The organism is Variovorax sp. P4_B10, from assembly GCF_056402375.1.
In genome coordinates, this window is sequence record NZ_JBFUHN010000113.1 from 1 (window position 1) to 16,158 (window position 16,158).

Below are 16,158 nucleotides of genomic sequence, written 5' to 3' on the forward strand. Positions count from 1 at the left end.
CCTTTATTTCGCTGCGGGGAGCACCCGGTGCCCTGTGCACGATGGGCGCTGCCGTCGTGCCGGCGGATCAACCGCCGCGCTGAGCGATCACGCTGGCGGTGTGCTCTGCGCAGCGAAATAAAGGAGGAGGCATGCGGCCTTAGGCCGCGCCGGGGGACATTCGCGGAGCAGAGCACACCGTCGGCGGGATCGCGCCCCGAACAACTGCACCCTCATGTCCCCCTAGGCAGATCGTAGACAGGCCCTTAGCCGCGCACCACGATCGGCGCGAACTTGCGCAGCGCCTTGAGCTGGTCCGCATCCCATTCGATGCCCAGCCCCGGCGTCTCCGGCGCCACCGCGTGACCGTTCTCGATGCGCAGGCGGCTCGTGGTCAGGTCGTCGAGCTGCGGGATGTATTCGACCCAGCGCGCATTCGGCACCGCCGCGCACAGGCTCACATGCAACTCCATCAGGAAGTGCGGGCACATCGCGATGTTGTGCGCCTCGGCCATGTGCGCAATCTTGAGCCAGGGCGTGATGCCGCCCACGCGCGCCACGTCGGCCTGCACGATGGAGCAGGCGCCCTGCTGGATGTATTCGGCGAACTGCGAGGGGTGGTACATCGACTCGCCCACCGCGATCGGCACGCTGGTGCTGGCCAGCAGTTGCGCATGCCCGCGCACGTGCTCGGCCGGCATCGGCTCCTCGAACCATGCGAGATCGAGCGGCGCGTACTGGCGCGCGCGGCGAATCGCCTCGGCCGCGGTGAAGCTCTGGTTGGCATCCACCATCAGTTCGAAATCGGCACCCACGGCTTCGCGCACGGCCGAGAGGCGTGCGATGTCCTGCGCCACATGCGGCTTGCCGACCTTGATCTTCGCGCCGAGGAAACCGTCGGCCTTGGCGGCGAGCGTTTGCTCTACCAACTGCGCGGGCTCGACGTGCAGCCAGCCGCCTTCGGTGGTGTAGACCGGCACGCGCGCCTGAGCGCCACCGGCCAGTCGCCACAACGGCAAGCCGGCCGCACGCGCATTGCGGTCCCACAGCGCGGTGTCGATGGCCGCCAGCGCGAGGCTGGTGATGGCCCCGACCGCCGTCGCATGCGTGTGGAAGAACAGGTCGCGCCAGATGGCCTCGTACTGCTGCGGATCGCGTCCGATCAGGCGCGGCACGAGGTGGTCGTTCAGCAGTGCCACGATGGACGAGCCGCCGGTGCCGATGGTGTAGGTGTAGCCCGTGCCCGCCGAGCCGTCGTCGCAGCGCACCGTGACCATCACGGTCTCCTGCGTCACGAAGGACTGGATGGCGTCGGTGCGCCTGACCTTGGGCGCGATGTCGATCTGCGCGATCTCGACCTGATCGATCTTTGCCATCGTGCTCAGGCGCCGTTGCGCATCACGTCGGCGGGCAGGTCGGCGCCATGGAATTTCTTGTAGATGGTGTTGAGCTCGCCGCTCTTGAGCTGCGCTTTCACGAAGTCGTCGAGCTTGGCCTTCAGGCGGGGCTCGTTCTTGCGCATGCCGATGGCCAGGAAGTTGACCTTCATCGTGAACTTCGGCTCCATCTGCTTGGCCGGGTTCTTTTCGTTGATGGTCTTCAGGAGCGGCGGCGCGGTGGCGAAGATGTCGGCCTGGCCGCTGATCACGGCGGTGATCGAGGTGGCGTCGTCGTCGAAGCGGATCAGCTGCGTGCCGGTCGGCGCGATCTTGGTGAGCTCCTGGTCGTTGGTGGTGCCGCGCGTGGCGATCACCTTCTTGCCGGCCAGGTCCGCGGGCCCGCTGATCGTCATGCTTTTCGGCGCGGCGACCACGGCCAGGATGGCGGCGTAAGGCACCGAGAAATCGACCACCTTCTCGCGCTCGGGCGTGACCGACATGCTCGAGATCACGATGTCGGCCTTGTCGGTCTGCAGGAAGGGAATGCGGTTGGCGCCGGTGGTCTGCACGATCTCGAGCTCCACGCCCAGGCTCTTGGCCAGGAGGCGCGCCGTCTCGACGTCGGAGCCGGTGGCGTTGAGTTTTTCATCCTTCAGGCCGTAGGGCGGCACCGCGAGGTCGATGGCCACGCGGATCTTCTTCGCGGCCGTGATGGTGTCGAGCTGGTCGGCATGGGCCGCACCGGCGAAGGCCAGCGGCAGGGCCAGCGCGAGCGCGGACAGCAGGGCGCCGCGGCGCTTGAACGAAGAAAGAGAAGAAGAGGTCATCGAAAGTCTCCTGGAGTTGTCTGAAGAAACGAGATCGCGAAAGAGCTCAAAGGCCGGTGCCGATGAACTGGCGCAGTTCGGGCGTTTGCGGGTCGCTGAGGATGCCGGCGTCGCCCTCCTCCCACACCAGCCCCTGGTGCATGTAGATGATCTTGTCGGCCACGCCGCGCGCGAAGGCCATCTCGTGCGTCACGAGGATCATGGTCATGCCTTCGGACGCGAGTTTTTCCATCACCTTGAGCACTTCGCCGGTGAGCTGCGGGTCGAGCGCGGAAGTGACTTCGTCGAACAGCATCAGCTGCGGCTTCATCGCGAGCGAGCGTGCGATGGCCACGCGCTGCTGCTGGCCGCCGGAGAGCTGCTCGGGATAGGCATCGGCCTTCTCGGCCAGCCCCACGCGCTCGAGCACTTCCATCGCGATGGCATTGGCCTCCGAGGCGCCGATCTTCTTCACCGACTGCGGTGCGAGCGTGATGTTCTGCTTCACCGTGAGGTGCGGAAACAGGTTGTAGCTCTGGAACACGATGCCCACGTCCTTGCGAAGCGCGCGCAGGTTCAGGGCCGGGTCGTGCACCGCGTGGCCGCAGCACTGGATGCGGCCGCTGTCGATGGTTTCGAGCCGGTCGATGCAGCGCAGCGCCGTGCTCTTGCCCGAGCCGCTCTGGCCGATGATGGCGACCACCTGGCCGCGCTGCACCGAGAACGACACGCCTTTCAGGACATGCAGCTTGCCGAAGTGCTTGTGGACCTGGTCGAGTTCAACCACGGGATGCATTGAGCTTCCTTTCGAGCGTGCGGCTCCACCGCGACAGCGGGTAGCAAAGAATGAAATAGAGAACCACCGCGCACCCGAAATACAGGAAGGGCTGGAAGGTCGAGTTGTTCAGCACCTTGGCGTTGTAGGAAAGCTCGGCATAGCCGACCACCAGCGACGCGATCGATGTGTTCTTGATGATCTGCACCAGGAAGCCGACCGTGGGCGGCGTTGCGATGCGCAGCGCCTGCGGCAGGATCACGCGGCGCATGCGCTCCCAGCGCGTGAGCGCGAGGCATTCGGCCGCCTCCCACTGGCTGCGCGGCACCGACTGGATGCAGCCGCGCCAGATCTCGCCGAGGAAGGCGCTCGAATAGACCGTGATGGCCAGCGCCGCAGCAACCAGCGCCGGCACCGAGCCGATGCCGACGATGTTGGGGCCGAAGAAGCAAACGCCCATCAGCACCAGCAGCGGCGTGCCCTGGATCGCCTGGATGTAGCCCGCGGCGACCACGCGAACCGCCTTGACGGGCGACACGCGCGCCAGCGCCACCGCGAGCCCGATGAGTCCGCCGCCGAGGAAGGCGAGCGCCGAGAGCTGCACGGTGCCCCATGCGCCCATGAGAAGAAAGCCGAAGTGATCGGCTGGCATGAAGGTCATCGCGCGGCCCTTTTCACGCGTCTCACAGCGGCGTACCGAGCTTGCGCCGGCGCGGGAAGATCAGGAGGCCGAGCAGCCAGAAGCCGAGCCGCATCGCATAGGACAGCGCGAGGTACACCACCCACAGCACGATGAAGATCTCGAAGTTGCGAAAGGTGTCCGACTGGATGCGGTTCGCCACGCCCAGCAGCTCCTCGGCGCCGACGGCCGACATGATGCTGGAGGCCAGCATCAGCAGCACGAACTGGCTCGCGAGCGCCGGGTACACGCGCTCCACCGCGGGGCGCAGCACAACGTGCCAGAACACCTGCGGCTTCGAGAGGCCGAGGCACTGCGCGGCTTCGAGCTGGCCCTTGTGGATCGACTCGATGCCGGCGCGGATGATCTCGCAGCTGTAGGCGCCGATGTTGACCACCAGCGCGAGCACCGCGCCGACCATGATCGGCATCGTCACGCCCGCGCTCGAGAGGCCGAAGATCAGGAAGTAGCTCTGGATCAGCAGCGGCGTGTTGCGGATCGCTTCCACGTACCCGCCCGTCAGGCGCCGCAGCCCGTTGTGCCGGCTGTTGCGGCCCAGTGCGCAGAGCGTGCCGAGCGCGAAGCCCAGCACGGTGGCGAGGAACGAGAGCTGCACGGTGGTCCACGCGCCTTCCAGCAGCAGCGGCCACTGTTCGAGCACGGGCGCGAAATCGAACTGGTAGTTCAAGAAATTTCCTTCGGAGGAACCGCCGCCTCAGGCTGCGCGAGCAAGAGGCTGAAGGGGCAGGCAGGAGGGCCCGAGGGGCTCGAAGGCCTTGTAGGTCAGGATGAATTCGCGGTGGCCCAGTTCTTCGGATTTGCTGGCCGTGCCATTGGCGACGTCGCGCACCGCGTCGAAGATCTCCTGCCCCACCTCCTGCAGCGTGCCGCGTCCTTCGAGGATGCGGCCGGCGTCCACGTCCATGTCTTCGCCGAGCTGGCGGTAGGTGTCGGGGTTGGCACAGACCTTGATGACCGGCGAGATCGCCGAGCCGACCACCGAACCGCGCCCGGTGGTGAACAAGATCAGGTGCGCGCCGCAGGCGATCAGCTCGACGATCTCGGCGTTGTCGCTGATGTTCGGAAAGCCGAAGCGCGGTTCGCCGTCGGGCACCACGTCGAGCAGGTAGAGGCCGCCCTGCGGTGGCACGTCGCCGGGCTTGACGATGCCGTTGATCGGCGAGGCGCCGCTCTTCGCGTAGGCGCCGCTCTTCGCGTAGGCGCCGAGCGATTTTTCCTCGATGGTCGAGAGGCCGCCGTCGGCGTTGCCCGGCGCGAAGCTGCCGTGGCCCATGATGCTGTAGTAGCGCGCGGCCTTGTTGACGCACGCGACGATCGCCTCGCCGAGTTCCGGCGTGGCGGCGCGCCGCTTCATGTGGAACTCGCAGCCGATCAGCTCGCCCGTCTCCTCGAAGATGCAGCGTGCATCCTGCGCGATCAGCAAGTCGAAGGCGCGACCCACGGCCGGGTTGGCGGTGATGCCGCTGGTGCCGTCGGAGCCGCCGCAGATGGTGCCGACGATGAGCTCGTTCATTGCCATCGGCACGCGCTGCTGCTGCGCGAGTTCGGCCAGCGCCCATTCGACCCACTCCGTGCCTTCGCGGATCGTGCTGCGGGTGCCGCCCTTCTGCTGGATCGTCAGCGTGTGCACCGGCCGGCCCGAGGCCTCGATGGCCTGTTCGAGCTTGCGCTTGTTCATGCTCTCGCAGCCCAGCGAGATCAGGAGCGCCGCACCCACGTTGGGGTGCGTGGCGATCGCCGTCATCATGCGTTCGGCGTATTCGTTGGGGTAGCAGCCGGGGAAGCCGACGAGGTGCACTTCGACCTCGCCTTGTTGATGCCGGAAGTTCAGCGTGATCTCGCGCGCGACGTGGTGTGCGCACTCCACGAGGTAGGCGACGACCACCACGTTGCGGATGCCCTTGCGGCCGTCGGCGCGCGGGTAGCCGTGGAGCTGGAGCGGGTTCGTTGGACTCATGGCGGGTGTCGTCGCTTCAGGCATGGCCGACGAAGGTACGGCCCTCGTCCAGCGTGTAGGTGGGGGTGTAGTCGCTGTCGAGGTTGTGCGTGTGGATGTGCGCGCCGGCTTCGACGGGCACCCGCAGGCTGCCGATGACGGCGCCGTACTTCAGCACCTTCTCGCCCGCTGCGATGGCGCGGCGCGCGAGCTTGTGGCCCAGACCGATCGCGTGCGGCAGCGTGGCGCTGCCGCCTTCGAGCTGCACCACGGTACCCGCGGCGAGGTGGCGGCAGGCGATCAGGCAGTTGTCCTCCGGCGACAGCAGCACCAGCCGAGGATCGAGGGGTTGCGAAGCGCTCACCGGTGGCGCCTCAGAACTTGCGGTACTTCAGGTAGGCCTCCTGCGGGTCGGTGCCCGCGAGGATGGCGGTGCGCACGAGGTTCTCGCGGCCCATCATGTGTTCGGCTTCGGTGACGATGGCCTCGGCCTGCGCGAGCGGCAGGCAGATCACGCCGTCGGTATCGGCCAGCAGCAGGTCGCCCGGGGTCACCGTGACCTCGCCGATGCGCACGGGCACGTCCATCGCGTCGGGCAGCCAGTAGCCCACGATGTCGCGCGGCGTGAAGTAGCGGTGCCAGACCTGGAAGCCCTGCGCAACGATGAACTCGGCATCGCGCACGCCGCCGTCGGCGATCACGCCCAGCACGCCTTTGCGGCTGAGCGTTTCGGCGGAGAGCTCGCCCATGTGCGAGACCACCGAGTCGTTGGGCTGGATCACTGCGATGTGGCCAGGCTTGGCGCGCGAGAGAAAACCGGTCCACGCCATCAGCGTCTCGTGCGGATCGGCGGTGGGGTCGACGCGGCCGTTCACGGTGAAGGCCGGGCCGCAGATCTTCTGGCCGGCGATCAGCGGGCGCAACGTGGGCGGCAGCGTGAAGTCGCGCAGGCCCGCGGCGCGCATGACATCGTGAAGGATGCCGGTGTAGCAGGCCTGCAGCCGGGGCAGCAACGAAGCAGTCGTGGTGGCCATGTTGTCTCGTTTTCTTAGGTAAAACTAAATTTCATCAATAAGGCTAACAGGCAAGGCCGCGATTGGCGCTGGGGTTTGCGCCGATTTACGGGTAAATACCAATAAGATGCCTCGGCTGGAAGGCCCTTCGATGGCTTGTGATTGCGGATTGTTGGCGTACATTTGATTTCATCAATGAAATGAAAATTTCACCTGTACTTCAATCACGTCACTCCAAGGACATCGCAACATGAGCCAACGCGTTCAGGGAAAGAACATCCTCGTCACAGCCGCCGGCAAGGGCATCGGCCGCGCCAGTGCGCTGGCACTGGCGCGCGAGGGCGCCACGGTGTGGGCGACCGATGTGGACGAAGGCGCGCTGGCCGAACTGGCGGAACTGGCCCGTGCAGAGGGGCTGGCGGGGCTCGGGACCGCGCCGCTCAATGTGCGCGACAGCGCCGCGCTGCAGGCCTTTGCACAGAAGGCCGGCCGGCTCGACGCGCTTTTCAACTGCGCGGGCTTCGTGCACAGCGGCAGCATCCTGGCCTGCGAAGAAGCCGACTGGGACTTCAGCATGGACCTCAACGTGAAGTCGATGTACCGCACCATCCGCGCCTTCCTGCCCGCGATGCTCGCGCACGGCGGCTCGATCATCAACATGGCTTCGGCCGCATCGAGCGTGAAGGGCGTGCCGAACCGCTTCGTCTATGGCGCCTCGAAGGCGGCGGTCATCGGCCTGACCAAGGCGGTTGCGGCCGACTTCATCCAGCAGGGCATCCGCTGCAACGCCATCTGCCCGGGCACGGTCGAATCGCCCTCGCTGCGCGACCGCATCGCGGCCCAGGCCGAGCAGGCCGGCGCCGACGAGGCCACGGTGCGCGCCGCCTTCGTGGCGCGCCAGCCGCTCGGCCGGGTGGGCCGGCCGGAAGAAATTGCAGCGCTGGTGGTGTACCTGGCGTCGGACGAGTCGGCCTTCACGACCGGCGCCATCCATATGATCGACGGTGGATGGTCGAATTGAACGGGGAACGATGAAGCAGAAACCAGCGCCGCAAGCGGAAGAATTTCAACCGGAAGCCGAACCCGCGCCGGAAGGCGAGGGCGCGCTGCGCTACGCCGCGCCGGCGCTGGAGAAGGGGCTGGACATCCTCGAGGTGCTGGCCGACAGCGTCACCGGCTACACGCTGAACGAGCTCGCGCAGAAGGTGGGGCGCAAGGTCAGCGAGATCTTCCGCATGGCCGTGACCTTGCAGCGCCGCGGCTTCGTGCAGGTCGACGAGAACGACCGCTACACGCTCACGCTGCGAATGTTCGAGCTGGCCCACCGCCAGCAGCCGCTCAAGAGCCTGGTGGGCGCGGCGCTGCCGCTCTTGCGCGAGCTGGCCAACCGGGCGCGCCAGTCGTGCCACCTCACGATGTACCAGGGCGGGCGCGTGGTGGTCATCGCCCAGGTCGAGAGCCCCGAGCGCTGGTCCTTCGGGCTCAAGGTGGGGGTGGTGATGGGGCTGACGGACACCTCCTCGGGCCACGTGCTGCTGGCGTTCCGCGACGAGATCGACCGTGCCCGCATGCTGCGCGCCCACATCGGTGTGGAAGGCGAGCTCGACATGGACCCCGGCGAGCTGTTCTCGATCCTGCAGGAGGTGCGCGAGCGCGGCTACTCGGCGATGCCGAGCAAGCAGACGCGCGGCATCACCAACATCGCGTTCCCGGTGATGGGGGCGGCCGACCACGTGATCGCGTCCATCAACGTGCCGTACATCGAACGCATCGACCAGAAGGCCGGCCCCGACGTGACGCAGGTGCGCGAGATCGTCGGCAACATTGCCGCGCGCCTGTCGGCGCTGATGGGCGCCAGCGGCTACAACGACAACGAGTAGGGGCTGGCGAGAGGCGCGGGCTTCAGCCCGCGTCGGGAACGTCGTCGATCGACGGGTTTTCGCTCTTGTGCGCTGCGATGTCGCGCACGTTCTTCTGCACGGCCACCGCGCCGAACAGGCTCAGCAGGAACGCCATGGCGTAGAAGCCCTTTTCGCTGTCGGCCAGCGTGGCATTGAAGAGGCCGACGGCGAGCAGGCCGACCGACAGCAGCAGCGAGATCCAGCACAGGCCGTAGTAGATGCCGGTCACCGTCATGCCCTCGATCCGGTCGCGCACGGTCTTCTGCAGCGACACGGCCGAGAACAGGCCGTACATGAGGATGGTGAAGTAGTAGCCCTTCTCGTTGAGCTGCATCGAGGCATTCCACAGCCCGATCAGGTAGACGATGGCGCCGATGATCAGCGCGGCCCAGGATGCGGCGACGAACGCACCGGTTGGTTTTTGAAACTTGACTGCCATGGCGATCCTCCTCGTTGTGATATGGCGCGATTATGGTGTTGGATGTCGATGGCATGATCGGCGGCGACCGGCCTCGCACGAGGCGGCTTTCCAAAAAACCAGGAGGAGCTTTTCATGCCGTCAGAACCTGTGAGCCAACCGTCTCTCGTCCGCACCGGCGCCAAGGCCGGATTCGCCTTTGCCGGCTCGGTCATCAAGAGCGGGCTGCTCGGCCTGGTGCTCGGCGGCGGCGTCTTCTTCTTCTACCTGGGCCAGCTGCAGGGACCCGGCAACACGGCGGCGCGGGCCGGTGGTGCCGGCGCCATCCTGGCGCTGATCACGTCGCCGCCGCTGCTGGTTGCGGTGCTGCTGCTCCTGTTCGTTGCCGTCTACGCGATGCTGGGTGTGCAGCAGGGCCGTGCCAGGGCGATGCAGCATCTGGTCGCGGCGCGCGGCGAGGCCGTGTCGCAGCGGCTCGGCGGTGCGATTGCGGGCCGCATCGAAGCCATGCCGCGCACCCACGGCACGCTGCAGCGCGCGGCCGACTGGCTGTCGGTCGACGCCTTGAGCAAGCAGCTTGCGCCCGTGCTGGGCGAGGGCAGGGCGGTGCGGTCGGTGGTGGCCTTCGTGCTGAACCGGCTGCCGATGAGCGACATGCTCGCCGAGTGGCAGCAAGGCCGCGCCGAACACGGCGAGCCGGTGGCGGGGGAGGGCGCGGCGCAGGATCCGGCCCTGCGCGCCCTGCTCACGCGCCGCATCAACGAGACGCTCCAGGAAATGTCGACGCCCTCGCGCAAGCCGCTGTACATCGCGCTGGGCGCGCACGCGGCCCTGCTGGGCGTCGGGCTGTGGCTCGTTAACTGAAGAAGAGAGGCTTGGCGCTCGCGCTCAGAGCGCCAGCATCAGCTTCAGGTTCTGCACCGCGGCGCCGCTGGCGCCCTTGCCGAGGTTGTCCAGGCGCGCGATCACCACGGCATGGCGGTGGTCTTCGTTCGGGAACACGCGGATCTCGAGCTGGTTGGTGTCGTTGAGGGCCAGCGCGTCGAGCTTGCCGTCGTCGGTAGGCGGCAGCACCTTCACGAACTGCTCGGGCGTGTTGCTGCGCGCATAGTGCGCGGCCAGTGCGTCCTGCAGGTCACCGGACTTCGGCTTGCCGGGCAGCAGGTCGAGGTGCAGCGGCAGCTGCACCAGCATGCCCTGCTTGAAATTGCCCACCGAGGGGATGAAGACCGGGCGGCGCGTGAGGCCGGTGTACTTCATGATTTCGGGGATGTGCTTGTGCTTGAGGCCCAGCGCATAGGTCTCGAACAGCGGTGCCTCGCCCTTTTCGTAGGCTTCGATCATGGTCCGGCCGCCGCCCGAATAGCCGCTCACCGAAGGCAGCGACACCGGGAAATCGGCCGGCAGCAGGCCCGCATCGACCAGCGGACGCACCATGGCGATGGCGCCGGTGGCGTAGCAGCCGGGGTTGCCGACGCGGTCGGCCTTGGCCACGGCCTGCCAGTGGCCTTCCACCAGTTCAGGAAAGCCGAACACCCAGCCGGGCGCCACGCGGTGCGCGGTGGAGGCGTCGATGATCTTGGGTTTCTTGCCGGGCAGCTGGTCGATCAGCGCAACCGACTCGCGGGCCGCGTCATCGTGCAGGCACAGCACCACCAGGTCGACGCCGGCCATCAGCTCGCGCTTGGCGTTCACGTCCTTTCGCAGCTCGGGGGCGATGCTCACGAGTTCGATCTGCGGCATCGTCTGGAGCCGCTCGCGAATCTGCAGGCCGGTGGTACCGGCTTCGCCGTCGATGAAAACCTTGGCCATATCGGAGTATGCGTAGAGTGGCTAGAAGAAAGTACGTATTGACCGCAAGGTCGCGTCGAGTATTGGTGCGGCGCACCATGATACAGTCCGCGGTTGTTCGCCGCCCCCAGCCGTCAGGCTGCCGTCGCCCGCGAGCAACAGAGCCAAAGAAGCCTCAGACCCCAGATCTCCCGTTCTCAACCTCCTCCTTCCGAGAGACATCCCTCATGAAGATTCACGAGTACCAGGGCAAGGAAATCCTTGCCAAGTTCGGCGTGCCGGTGCCGCGCGGCATTCCGGCCTATACGGTTCAGGAGGCGGTCGAGGCCGCCCAGAAACTTGGAGGCCCGGTCTGGGTCGTCAAGGCCCAGATTCACGCGGGTGGCCGCGGCAAGGGCGGCGGCGTCAAGGTCGCCAAGTCGATCGAGGACGTCAAGAAGCTCGCCGGCGAAATCCTCGGCATGCAGCTCAAGACCCACCAGACCGGCCCCGAAGGCCAGAAGGTGCGCCGCCTCTACATCGAAGATGGCGCCGACATCAACAAGGAATACTACGTCTCGGCCGTGACCGACCGCGCCACCCAGAAGGTGGCCTTCATCGCTTCGAGCGAAGGCGGCATGGACATCGAGGAAGTGGCCCACTCCTCGCCCGAGAAAATCATCACGGTGTATGCCGACCCCAAGGACGGCCTGACCGACGCGCAAGCCAAGGAAATCGCCGATGGCATCGGCATGCCGGCCGATTCGACCGCCCAGACGGTCGACATCCTCAAGAAGCTCTACACCTGCTACATGGAGACGGACGCCTCGCTGGTCGAGATCAACCCGCTCAACCGTGACAGCAAGGGCAACGTCATGGCGCTGGACGCCAAGTTCAACTTCGACAGCAACGCGCTGTTCCGCCACCCCGAAATCGTGGCCCTGCGCGACCTCGACGAAGAAGACGCGGCCGAAGTCGAAGCCTCCAAGTTCGACCTCGCCTACATCTCGCTGGACGGCAACATCGGCTGCCTGGTGAACGGTGCCGGCCTGGCCATGGCCACCATGGACACCATCAAGCTGTTCGGCGGCGAGCCGGCCAACTTCCTGGACGTGGGCGGCGGCGCCACCCCCGAGAAGGTCACCGAAGCCTTCAAGATCATGCTGAAGAACAAGAATGTCGAGGCCATCCTCGTCAACATCTTCGGCGGCATCATGAAGTGCGACACCATCGCCACCGGCGTGATCGCAGCCTGCAAGGCCGTGAACCTGCAAGTGCCGCTGGTCGTGCGCATGAAGGGCACCAACGAAGTCGAAGGCAAGAAGCTGCTGGCCGATTCGGGCCTGCCGATCATCAGCGCCGACACCATGGCGGACGCGGCCCAGAAGGTCGTTGCAGCAGTCAAGAAGGCCTAAGGAAAAAGTCATGTCGATCTATATCAACAAAGACACCAAAGTCATCACGCAGGGCATTACCGGCAAGACCGGCCAGTTCCACACCGAGAAGTGCCAGGAATACGCGAACGGCAAGAACGCCTTCGTGGCGGGCGTGAACCCGAAGAAGGCCGGCGAGTCGATCTTCAACATCCCGATCTTCGGTTCGGTCAAGGAAGCCGCCTCGCAAACCGGCGCCACCGTGTCGGTGATCTACGTGCCGCCGGCAGGCGCCGCGGCCGCCATCTGGGAAGCCGTCGAGGCCGACCTGGACCTGGCGATCTGCATCACCGAAGGCATCCCGGTTCGCGACATGCTCGAAGTGCGCAACAAGATGAAGGCCAAGGAAGCGGCCGGCGGCAAGAAGACCTTGCTGCTGGGCCCGAACTGCCCCGGCCTGATCACGCCCGACGAAATCAAGATCGGCATCATGCCCRGCCACATCCACCGCAAGGGCCGCATCGGCGTGGTTTCGCGCTCGGGCACGCTGACGTATGAAGCAGTCGCTCAATTGACCGAAATCGGCCTTGGCCAATCGTCGGCAGTCGGCATCGGTGGCGACCCGATCAACGGTCTGAAGCACATCGACGTGATGCAGGCCTTCAACGACGATCCGGACACCGACGCGGTCATCATGATCGGCGAAATCGGCGGCCCCGACGAAGCCGATGCAGCCCGCTGGTGCAAGGAACACATGAAGAAGCCGGTCGTCGGCTTCATCGCCGGTGTCACCGCCCCTCCGGGCAAGCGCATGGGCCACGCCGGCGCGCTGATCTCGGGCGGCGCCGACACGGCCGATGCCAAGCTCGCCATCATGGAGGAGTGCGGCTTCACCGTGACGCGCAACTTCTCCGAGCTGGCGAAGCTGCTCAAGGCACAGCTCTAAACCACAGTCGCACCGGTCCTTCAAAAGACCAAGACCACGCAAAAAGAACGAAGCGCCCGCAATGGATTGCGGGCGCTTTTTTCACAACAACACAGTGGGATCAGAGACATGGAACTCCTTCAAAGCACAGATTTTTGGATCGGTCTTCTCAAGATCGTCTGGATCAACATCATTCTTTCGGGCGACAACGCCGTGGTGATTGCCATGGCGGCGCGCTCGCTGCCGCCTGCGCAGCAGAAAAAGGCCGTGCTGTTCGGCTCGGGCGCGGCCGTGGTGCTGCGCATCGCGCTCACGGTGGTGGCTGCCAAGCTGCTCGCGCTGCCTTATCTGCAGATCGTCGGCGGCCTGCTGCTGCTCTGGATCGGCCTGCAGCTGCTGGGCGACGAAGAGGACGGCGAGGGCGAGTCCAAGGAATACGGCAGCATGGCGGCAGCCGTGCGCACCATCCTGCTGGCCGACCTGGTGATGAGCCTGGACAACGTGATCGCCGTCGCGGCCGCCGCGCAGGGCAGCATGCTGCTGCTGGTGCTGGGCCTGGCCATCAGCATCCCGTTGGTGATTTTCGGCAGTACGCTCATGATCAAGCTCATGGAACGCTTCCCGATCATCATCATGCTGGGTGCCGCGCTGATCGGCTGGGTCGGCGGCGAAACCATCGTGAGCGACGTCGCGCTGCGCGGCGTGCTGGTGGCCAACCCCTGGTTGCACTATGCGGGGGCTGCCGCCGGTGCGTTGTTTGTCGTGGCCGTGGGCCGCATGCTGCAACGGCGCGCCCACGCCGCTGCTCACTGAGCGTTCGCTCGGCCGACGTTTGCATCAGACCATGGCGAGTGTCGGCGTTTCCCTTTTCTCGACCCGGCCGGCGCTCTGCTGGGAGTTCGCCACGCTGACGGACGTCGGCCGGGTGCGCGCCCACAACGAAGACGCCGTTCATGTCGATCCCGCGCTCGGGCTGGCCCTGCTGGCCGACGGCATGGGGGGCTACAAGGGCGGCGAGGTTGCGAGCGCCATGGCCGTGTCGCTGATGCACGCCAGTTTCGGCCGGTGGTTTGCCCAGGCCGGGCTCCAGGCGCCGGCGCGCGTGGTGCGGCGGGCGCTGCAGGCGGCCACCGACGAGGCCAATGCGTCGATCCTCCAGGCCGGCAYGACCCAGCCCGAATTGCAGGGCATGGGAACGACGCTGGTGCTGGCCGCCTTCCGCCCGCAGCGCGTCCTGGTCGGTCACATCGGCGACTCGCGCTGCTACCGCCTGCGCAACAACAAGCTGGAATTGCTCACGCGCGACCATTCGCTGCGCCAGCAACAGCTCGACGCCGGCGCCATCACGGCCGAAGAAGCCCTGAACTCGCCCACCCGCAACCTCGTGACCCGGGCGGTGGGCGTGGAGGCCCAAGTCTTGCTGGAAATGCACGAACACAGCGCAAGACCCGGCGATCTCTATATGCTTTGCTCCGACGGGCTGAGTGAGATGATTTCCGATGCGCAGCTTTTCACGCTTTTAGGACACGATGTCGGGCTTCAGAAAAAAGCATCACTTTTGGTTGCAATTGCAAACGACAATGGCGGCCGGGACAACATTTCGGTTGTGCTGGCACGGGCGGACGTGGGCGAAACGTCCCGCATGGCCAGGTAGCGGGCCCGAGCTGCAACCCGCCGTCCCGCTTGCGGGCTCTACAGTTTTGAAATCGGGGAGTCGGCAATGCCGAAGATGATCATTTCGGTCGATGGCGTGGTCATCGGGCAAGTGGCGCTCGCCAAGGACCGCACGACCCTCGGTCGCCGCGCCTACAACGACATCGTGATCGACAATCTGGCGGTCAGCGGCGAGCATGCCGTGCTGCACATGAGCGGTGGCGAAGTCCAAATTGAAGATCTCAACAGCACCAACGGCACCTACGTCAATGCGCTGGCCGTCCAGAAGCAGGTGCTCAAGGACAACGATGTCATCGAGGTCGGCAACTGCCGCATCCATTTCCGCGCCCTCAGCAACCTGGCCACCGGATCGGGCCCGGCACGCAGTGAGCCGGGCGAGTTCCAGACGTTCATTCCGCTGTCGGCGGCGCCCACGGAAGCCGGCGCGCTCATCGAACTCGGCGTTCCGGTGCTGCGCGTGCTGTCCGGCAGCAACGAAGGGCAGGACGTCTCGCTGCAGAAGGTGGTCACCACCATCGGCAAGCCCGGCGTTGCCGTGGCGGTTGTCACGCGTCGCCGGCAAGGCTACGTGGCGGCCAGCGTCATGGGCGGCGTCACGCTCAATGGCGCGGCGCTCGGCACCGACGCCGTCTCATTGCAGGAGCGCGACGTGCTGGAACTCGGCGGTGCCACGCGCATGCAGTTCGTCCGGGTCTGAGCGTTCGGCTTTTTCCCGGTACGGCGCGGGCCCCGCGTGAACGAGACCTCATGAACGCGCTGCGGCGGCACTGGCCGCGCATTGCCATCACGCTGCTGCCGGTTCTGCTGGCGCTGGCGCACGCCACCGGCGCCTGGCCACTGACGGCGCTCGAGCGCCTCGACCACCTGATCTACGACATCCGCCTGCGCGCCACCATGCCGCAGACGCTGGATTCGCGCGTCGTGATCGTCGACGTCGACGATGCGAGCCTTGCACGCCAGGGGCAGTGGCCCTGGCCGCGCGACACGATCGCCCGCCTCACCACCGAGCTTCTGACCCGCCAGCAAGTGGCCGTGCTCGGTTTCGACGTCATGTTCCTCGAGCCCGACCGGAGTTCCGGCCTCGATCGGCTGCGCCAGATGGCGGAGGGGCCGCTGCGCAGCATGCAGGGTCTCGCCGCGGAAGTCGAACGGCTTGCGCCCACGCTCGACAACGACGCCACGTTCGCGCAAGCGCTGCGCGGCCAACGGGTTGCGCTCGGCTACTACTTCACCCGGACCCAGACGCCGAGTGTGAAGGGGCAGTTGCCGGCAACCCCGCTGCTGCCGCCCGAAGCCTTTCCCGCGGGCGCAGCCTATGCCACGAACTGGAACGGTTTCGGCGCCAGCCTGCCTGTGCTGGCGGACGCCGCGCCTGCTGCAGGTTTTCTGAATGCGCTGGTCGACGAGAACGGCGACGGCGTCATCCGCAGCGTGCCGCTCATCGCCCGCTACGAAGGCGAGAGGGCCCGGCCCGGCTATTACGAATCGCTGGGGCTCGCGGTCTATCGG

General features: G+C 66.2%; 19 protein-coding genes. 9 read left to right on the top strand and 10 right to left on the bottom strand.

Features of this window, described 5'->3' with window-relative positions; translation table 11 throughout:
* Positions 1-245: 245 nt before the first annotated feature.
* Genes AC1DXX_RS30745 through AC1DXX_RS30780 form a run of 8 tightly spaced genes read right to left on the bottom strand, consistent with a single transcriptional unit; the run spans position 246 to position 6,609 of the window.
* Entirely contained in the window at positions 246-1,355 is a 1,110-nt protein-coding gene (locus tag AC1DXX_RS30745) for a mandelate racemase/muconate lactonizing enzyme family protein (protein ID WP_478137991.1), read from the bottom strand.
* Positions 1,356-1,360: 5 nt separating this feature from the next.
* Positions 1,361-2,185 (bottom strand): transporter substrate-binding domain-containing protein, encoded by an 825-nt coding sequence (locus AC1DXX_RS30750; RefSeq protein ID WP_478137992.1) that lies wholly within the window; start codon positions 2,183-2,185, stop codon positions 1,361-1,363.
* A gap of 46 nt (positions 2,186-2,231) precedes the next feature.
* Positions 2,232-2,960: an amino acid ABC transporter ATP-binding protein gene (locus tag AC1DXX_RS30755; protein WP_478137993.1), complete on the bottom strand. Its 729-nt coding sequence runs from the start codon at positions 2,958-2,960 to the stop codon at positions 2,232-2,234.
* Positions 2,944-3,591, bottom strand: coding sequence for an amino acid ABC transporter permease (locus AC1DXX_RS30760; protein ID WP_478138009.1), 648 nt, complete (start codon positions 3,589-3,591; stop codon positions 2,944-2,946). The genes AC1DXX_RS30755 and AC1DXX_RS30760 overlap by 17 nt, the downstream gene beginning before the upstream one ends.
* A gap of 31 nt (positions 3,592-3,622) precedes the next feature.
* On the bottom strand, positions 3,623-4,306 hold the full coding sequence (locus tag AC1DXX_RS30765) for an amino acid ABC transporter permease (RefSeq protein WP_478137994.1): 684 nt from the start codon (positions 4,304-4,306) through the stop codon (positions 3,623-3,625).
* Between the two features lie 27 nt (positions 4,307-4,333).
* Positions 4,334-5,596, bottom strand: coding sequence for a UxaA family hydrolase (locus tag AC1DXX_RS30770; protein WP_478137995.1), 1,263 nt, complete (start codon positions 5,594-5,596; stop codon positions 4,334-4,336).
* A 16-nt stretch (positions 5,597-5,612) separates the two neighbouring features.
* Complete coding sequence (locus AC1DXX_RS30775) at positions 5,613-5,939, bottom strand: UxaA family hydrolase (RefSeq protein ID WP_478137996.1); 327 nt, start codon at positions 5,937-5,939, stop codon at positions 5,613-5,615.
* A 10-nt stretch (positions 5,940-5,949) separates the two neighbouring features.
* The gene (locus tag AC1DXX_RS30780) at positions 5,950-6,609 is read right to left on the bottom strand and encodes an RraA family protein (protein ID WP_478137997.1); all 660 of its coding nucleotides are present in this window, start codon (positions 6,607-6,609) and stop codon (positions 5,950-5,952) included.
* Between the two features lie 229 nt (positions 6,610-6,838).
* On the opposite strand from AC1DXX_RS30780, the gene AC1DXX_RS30785 reads away from it, so the two are divergent.
* Positions 6,839-7,609, top strand: a complete 771-nt coding sequence (locus AC1DXX_RS30785; RefSeq protein WP_478137998.1) for an SDR family oxidoreductase — start codon at positions 6,839-6,841, stop codon at positions 7,607-7,609.
* Positions 7,610-7,619: 10 nt separating this feature from the next.
* Complete coding sequence (locus AC1DXX_RS30790) at positions 7,620-8,468, top strand: IclR family transcriptional regulator (RefSeq protein ID WP_478137999.1); 849 nt, start codon at positions 7,620-7,622, stop codon at positions 8,466-8,468.
* A 22-nt stretch (positions 8,469-8,490) separates the two neighbouring features.
* On the opposite strand, the gene yiaA is transcribed toward AC1DXX_RS30790, so the two are convergent.
* Positions 8,491-8,928 carry an inner membrane protein YiaA gene (gene yiaA / locus AC1DXX_RS30795; protein ID WP_478138000.1) on the bottom strand — a complete coding sequence of 146 codons (438 nt, stop codon included), beginning with the start codon at positions 8,926-8,928 and terminating at the stop codon, positions 8,491-8,493.
* Positions 8,929-9,042: 114 nt separating this feature from the next.
* On the opposite strand from yiaA, the gene AC1DXX_RS30800 reads away from it, so the two are divergent.
* On the top strand, positions 9,043-9,771 hold the full coding sequence (locus tag AC1DXX_RS30800; protein ID WP_478138001.1) for a hypothetical protein: 729 nt from the start codon (positions 9,043-9,045) through the stop codon (positions 9,769-9,771).
* Between the two features lie 24 nt (positions 9,772-9,795).
* Here the strand turns inward: AC1DXX_RS30800 and argC are convergent, their stop codons facing one another.
* Entirely contained in the window at positions 9,796-10,719 is a 924-nt protein-coding gene (argC, locus tag AC1DXX_RS30805; RefSeq protein ID WP_478138002.1) for an N-acetyl-gamma-glutamyl-phosphate reductase, read from the bottom strand.
* Between the two features lie 206 nt (positions 10,720-10,925).
* Here argC and sucC point away from each other — a divergent pair, with 206 nt between their 5' ends.
* The 6 genes from sucC to AC1DXX_RS30835 all read left to right on the top strand — a co-directional run.
* Complete coding sequence (gene sucC, locus AC1DXX_RS30810; RefSeq protein WP_478138003.1) at positions 10,926-12,092, top strand: ADP-forming succinate--CoA ligase subunit beta; 1,167 nt, start codon at positions 10,926-10,928, stop codon at positions 12,090-12,092.
* Between the two features lie 10 nt (positions 12,093-12,102).
* Positions 12,103-12,996, top strand: coding sequence for a succinate--CoA ligase subunit alpha (gene sucD / locus AC1DXX_RS30815; protein ID WP_478138004.1), 894 nt, complete (start codon positions 12,103-12,105; stop codon positions 12,994-12,996).
* A gap of 108 nt (positions 12,997-13,104) precedes the next feature.
* On the top strand, positions 13,105-13,788 hold the full coding sequence (locus AC1DXX_RS30820) for a TerC family protein (protein WP_478138005.1): 684 nt from the start codon (positions 13,105-13,107) through the stop codon (positions 13,786-13,788).
* A gap of 31 nt (positions 13,789-13,819) precedes the next feature.
* Positions 13,820-14,629, top strand: a complete 810-nt coding sequence (locus AC1DXX_RS30825) for a Stp1/IreP family PP2C-type Ser/Thr phosphatase (protein ID WP_478138006.1) — start codon at positions 13,820-13,822, stop codon at positions 14,627-14,629.
* A gap of 66 nt (positions 14,630-14,695) precedes the next feature.
* Positions 14,696-15,346 carry an FHA domain-containing protein gene (locus AC1DXX_RS30830; protein ID WP_478138007.1) on the top strand — a complete coding sequence of 217 codons (651 nt, stop codon included), beginning with the start codon at positions 14,696-14,698 and terminating at the stop codon, positions 15,344-15,346.
* A gap of 50 nt (positions 15,347-15,396) precedes the next feature.
* On the top strand, positions 15,397-16,158 hold a 762-nt coding region (locus AC1DXX_RS30835), incomplete at its 3' end, for a CHASE2 domain-containing protein (RefSeq protein WP_478138008.1).

Bases quoted from the DNA above. Each gene is read 5' to 3' on its own strand.
- AC1DXX_RS30745 (WP_478137991.1), bottom strand. From the start codon at position 1,355: ATGGCAAAGATCGATCAGGTCGAGATCGCGCAGATCGACATCGCGCCC.
- AC1DXX_RS30750 (WP_478137992.1), bottom strand. From the start codon at position 2,185: ATGACCTCTTCTTCTCTTTCTTCGTTCAAGCGCCGCGGCGCCCTGCTG.
- AC1DXX_RS30755 (WP_478137993.1), bottom strand. From the start codon at position 2,960: ATGCATCCCGTGGTTGAACTCGACCAGGTCCACAAGCACTTCGGCAAG.
- AC1DXX_RS30760 (WP_478138009.1), bottom strand. From the start codon at position 3,591: ATGCCAGCCGATCACTTCGGCTTTCTTCTCATGGGCGCATGGGGCACC.
- AC1DXX_RS30770 (WP_478137995.1), bottom strand. From the start codon at position 5,596: ATGAGTCCAACGAACCCGCTCCAGCTCCACGGCTACCCGCGCGCCGAC.
- AC1DXX_RS30780 (WP_478137997.1), bottom strand. From the start codon at position 6,609: ATGGCCACCACGACTGCTTCGTTGCTGCCCCGGCTGCAGGCCTGCTAC.
- AC1DXX_RS30785 (WP_478137998.1), top strand. From the start codon at position 6,839: ATGAGCCAACGCGTTCAGGGAAAGAACATCCTCGTCACAGCCGCCGGC.
- AC1DXX_RS30790 (WP_478137999.1), top strand. From the start codon at position 7,620: ATGAAGCAGAAACCAGCGCCGCAAGCGGAAGAATTTCAACCGGAAGCC.
- yiaA (WP_478138000.1), bottom strand. From the start codon at position 8,928: ATGGCAGTCAAGTTTCAAAAACCAACCGGTGCGTTCGTCGCCGCATCC.
- AC1DXX_RS30800 (WP_478138001.1), top strand. From the start codon at position 9,043: ATGCCGTCAGAACCTGTGAGCCAACCGTCTCTCGTCCGCACCGGCGCC.
- argC (WP_478138002.1), bottom strand. From the start codon at position 10,719: ATGGCCAAGGTTTTCATCGACGGCGAAGCCGGTACCACCGGCCTGCAG.
- sucC (WP_478138003.1), top strand. From the start codon at position 10,926: ATGAAGATTCACGAGTACCAGGGCAAGGAAATCCTTGCCAAGTTCGGC.
- AC1DXX_RS30820 (WP_478138005.1), top strand. From the start codon at position 13,105: ATGGAACTCCTTCAAAGCACAGATTTTTGGATCGGTCTTCTCAAGATC.
- AC1DXX_RS30830 (WP_478138007.1), top strand. From the start codon at position 14,696: ATGCCGAAGATGATCATTTCGGTCGATGGCGTGGTCATCGGGCAAGTG.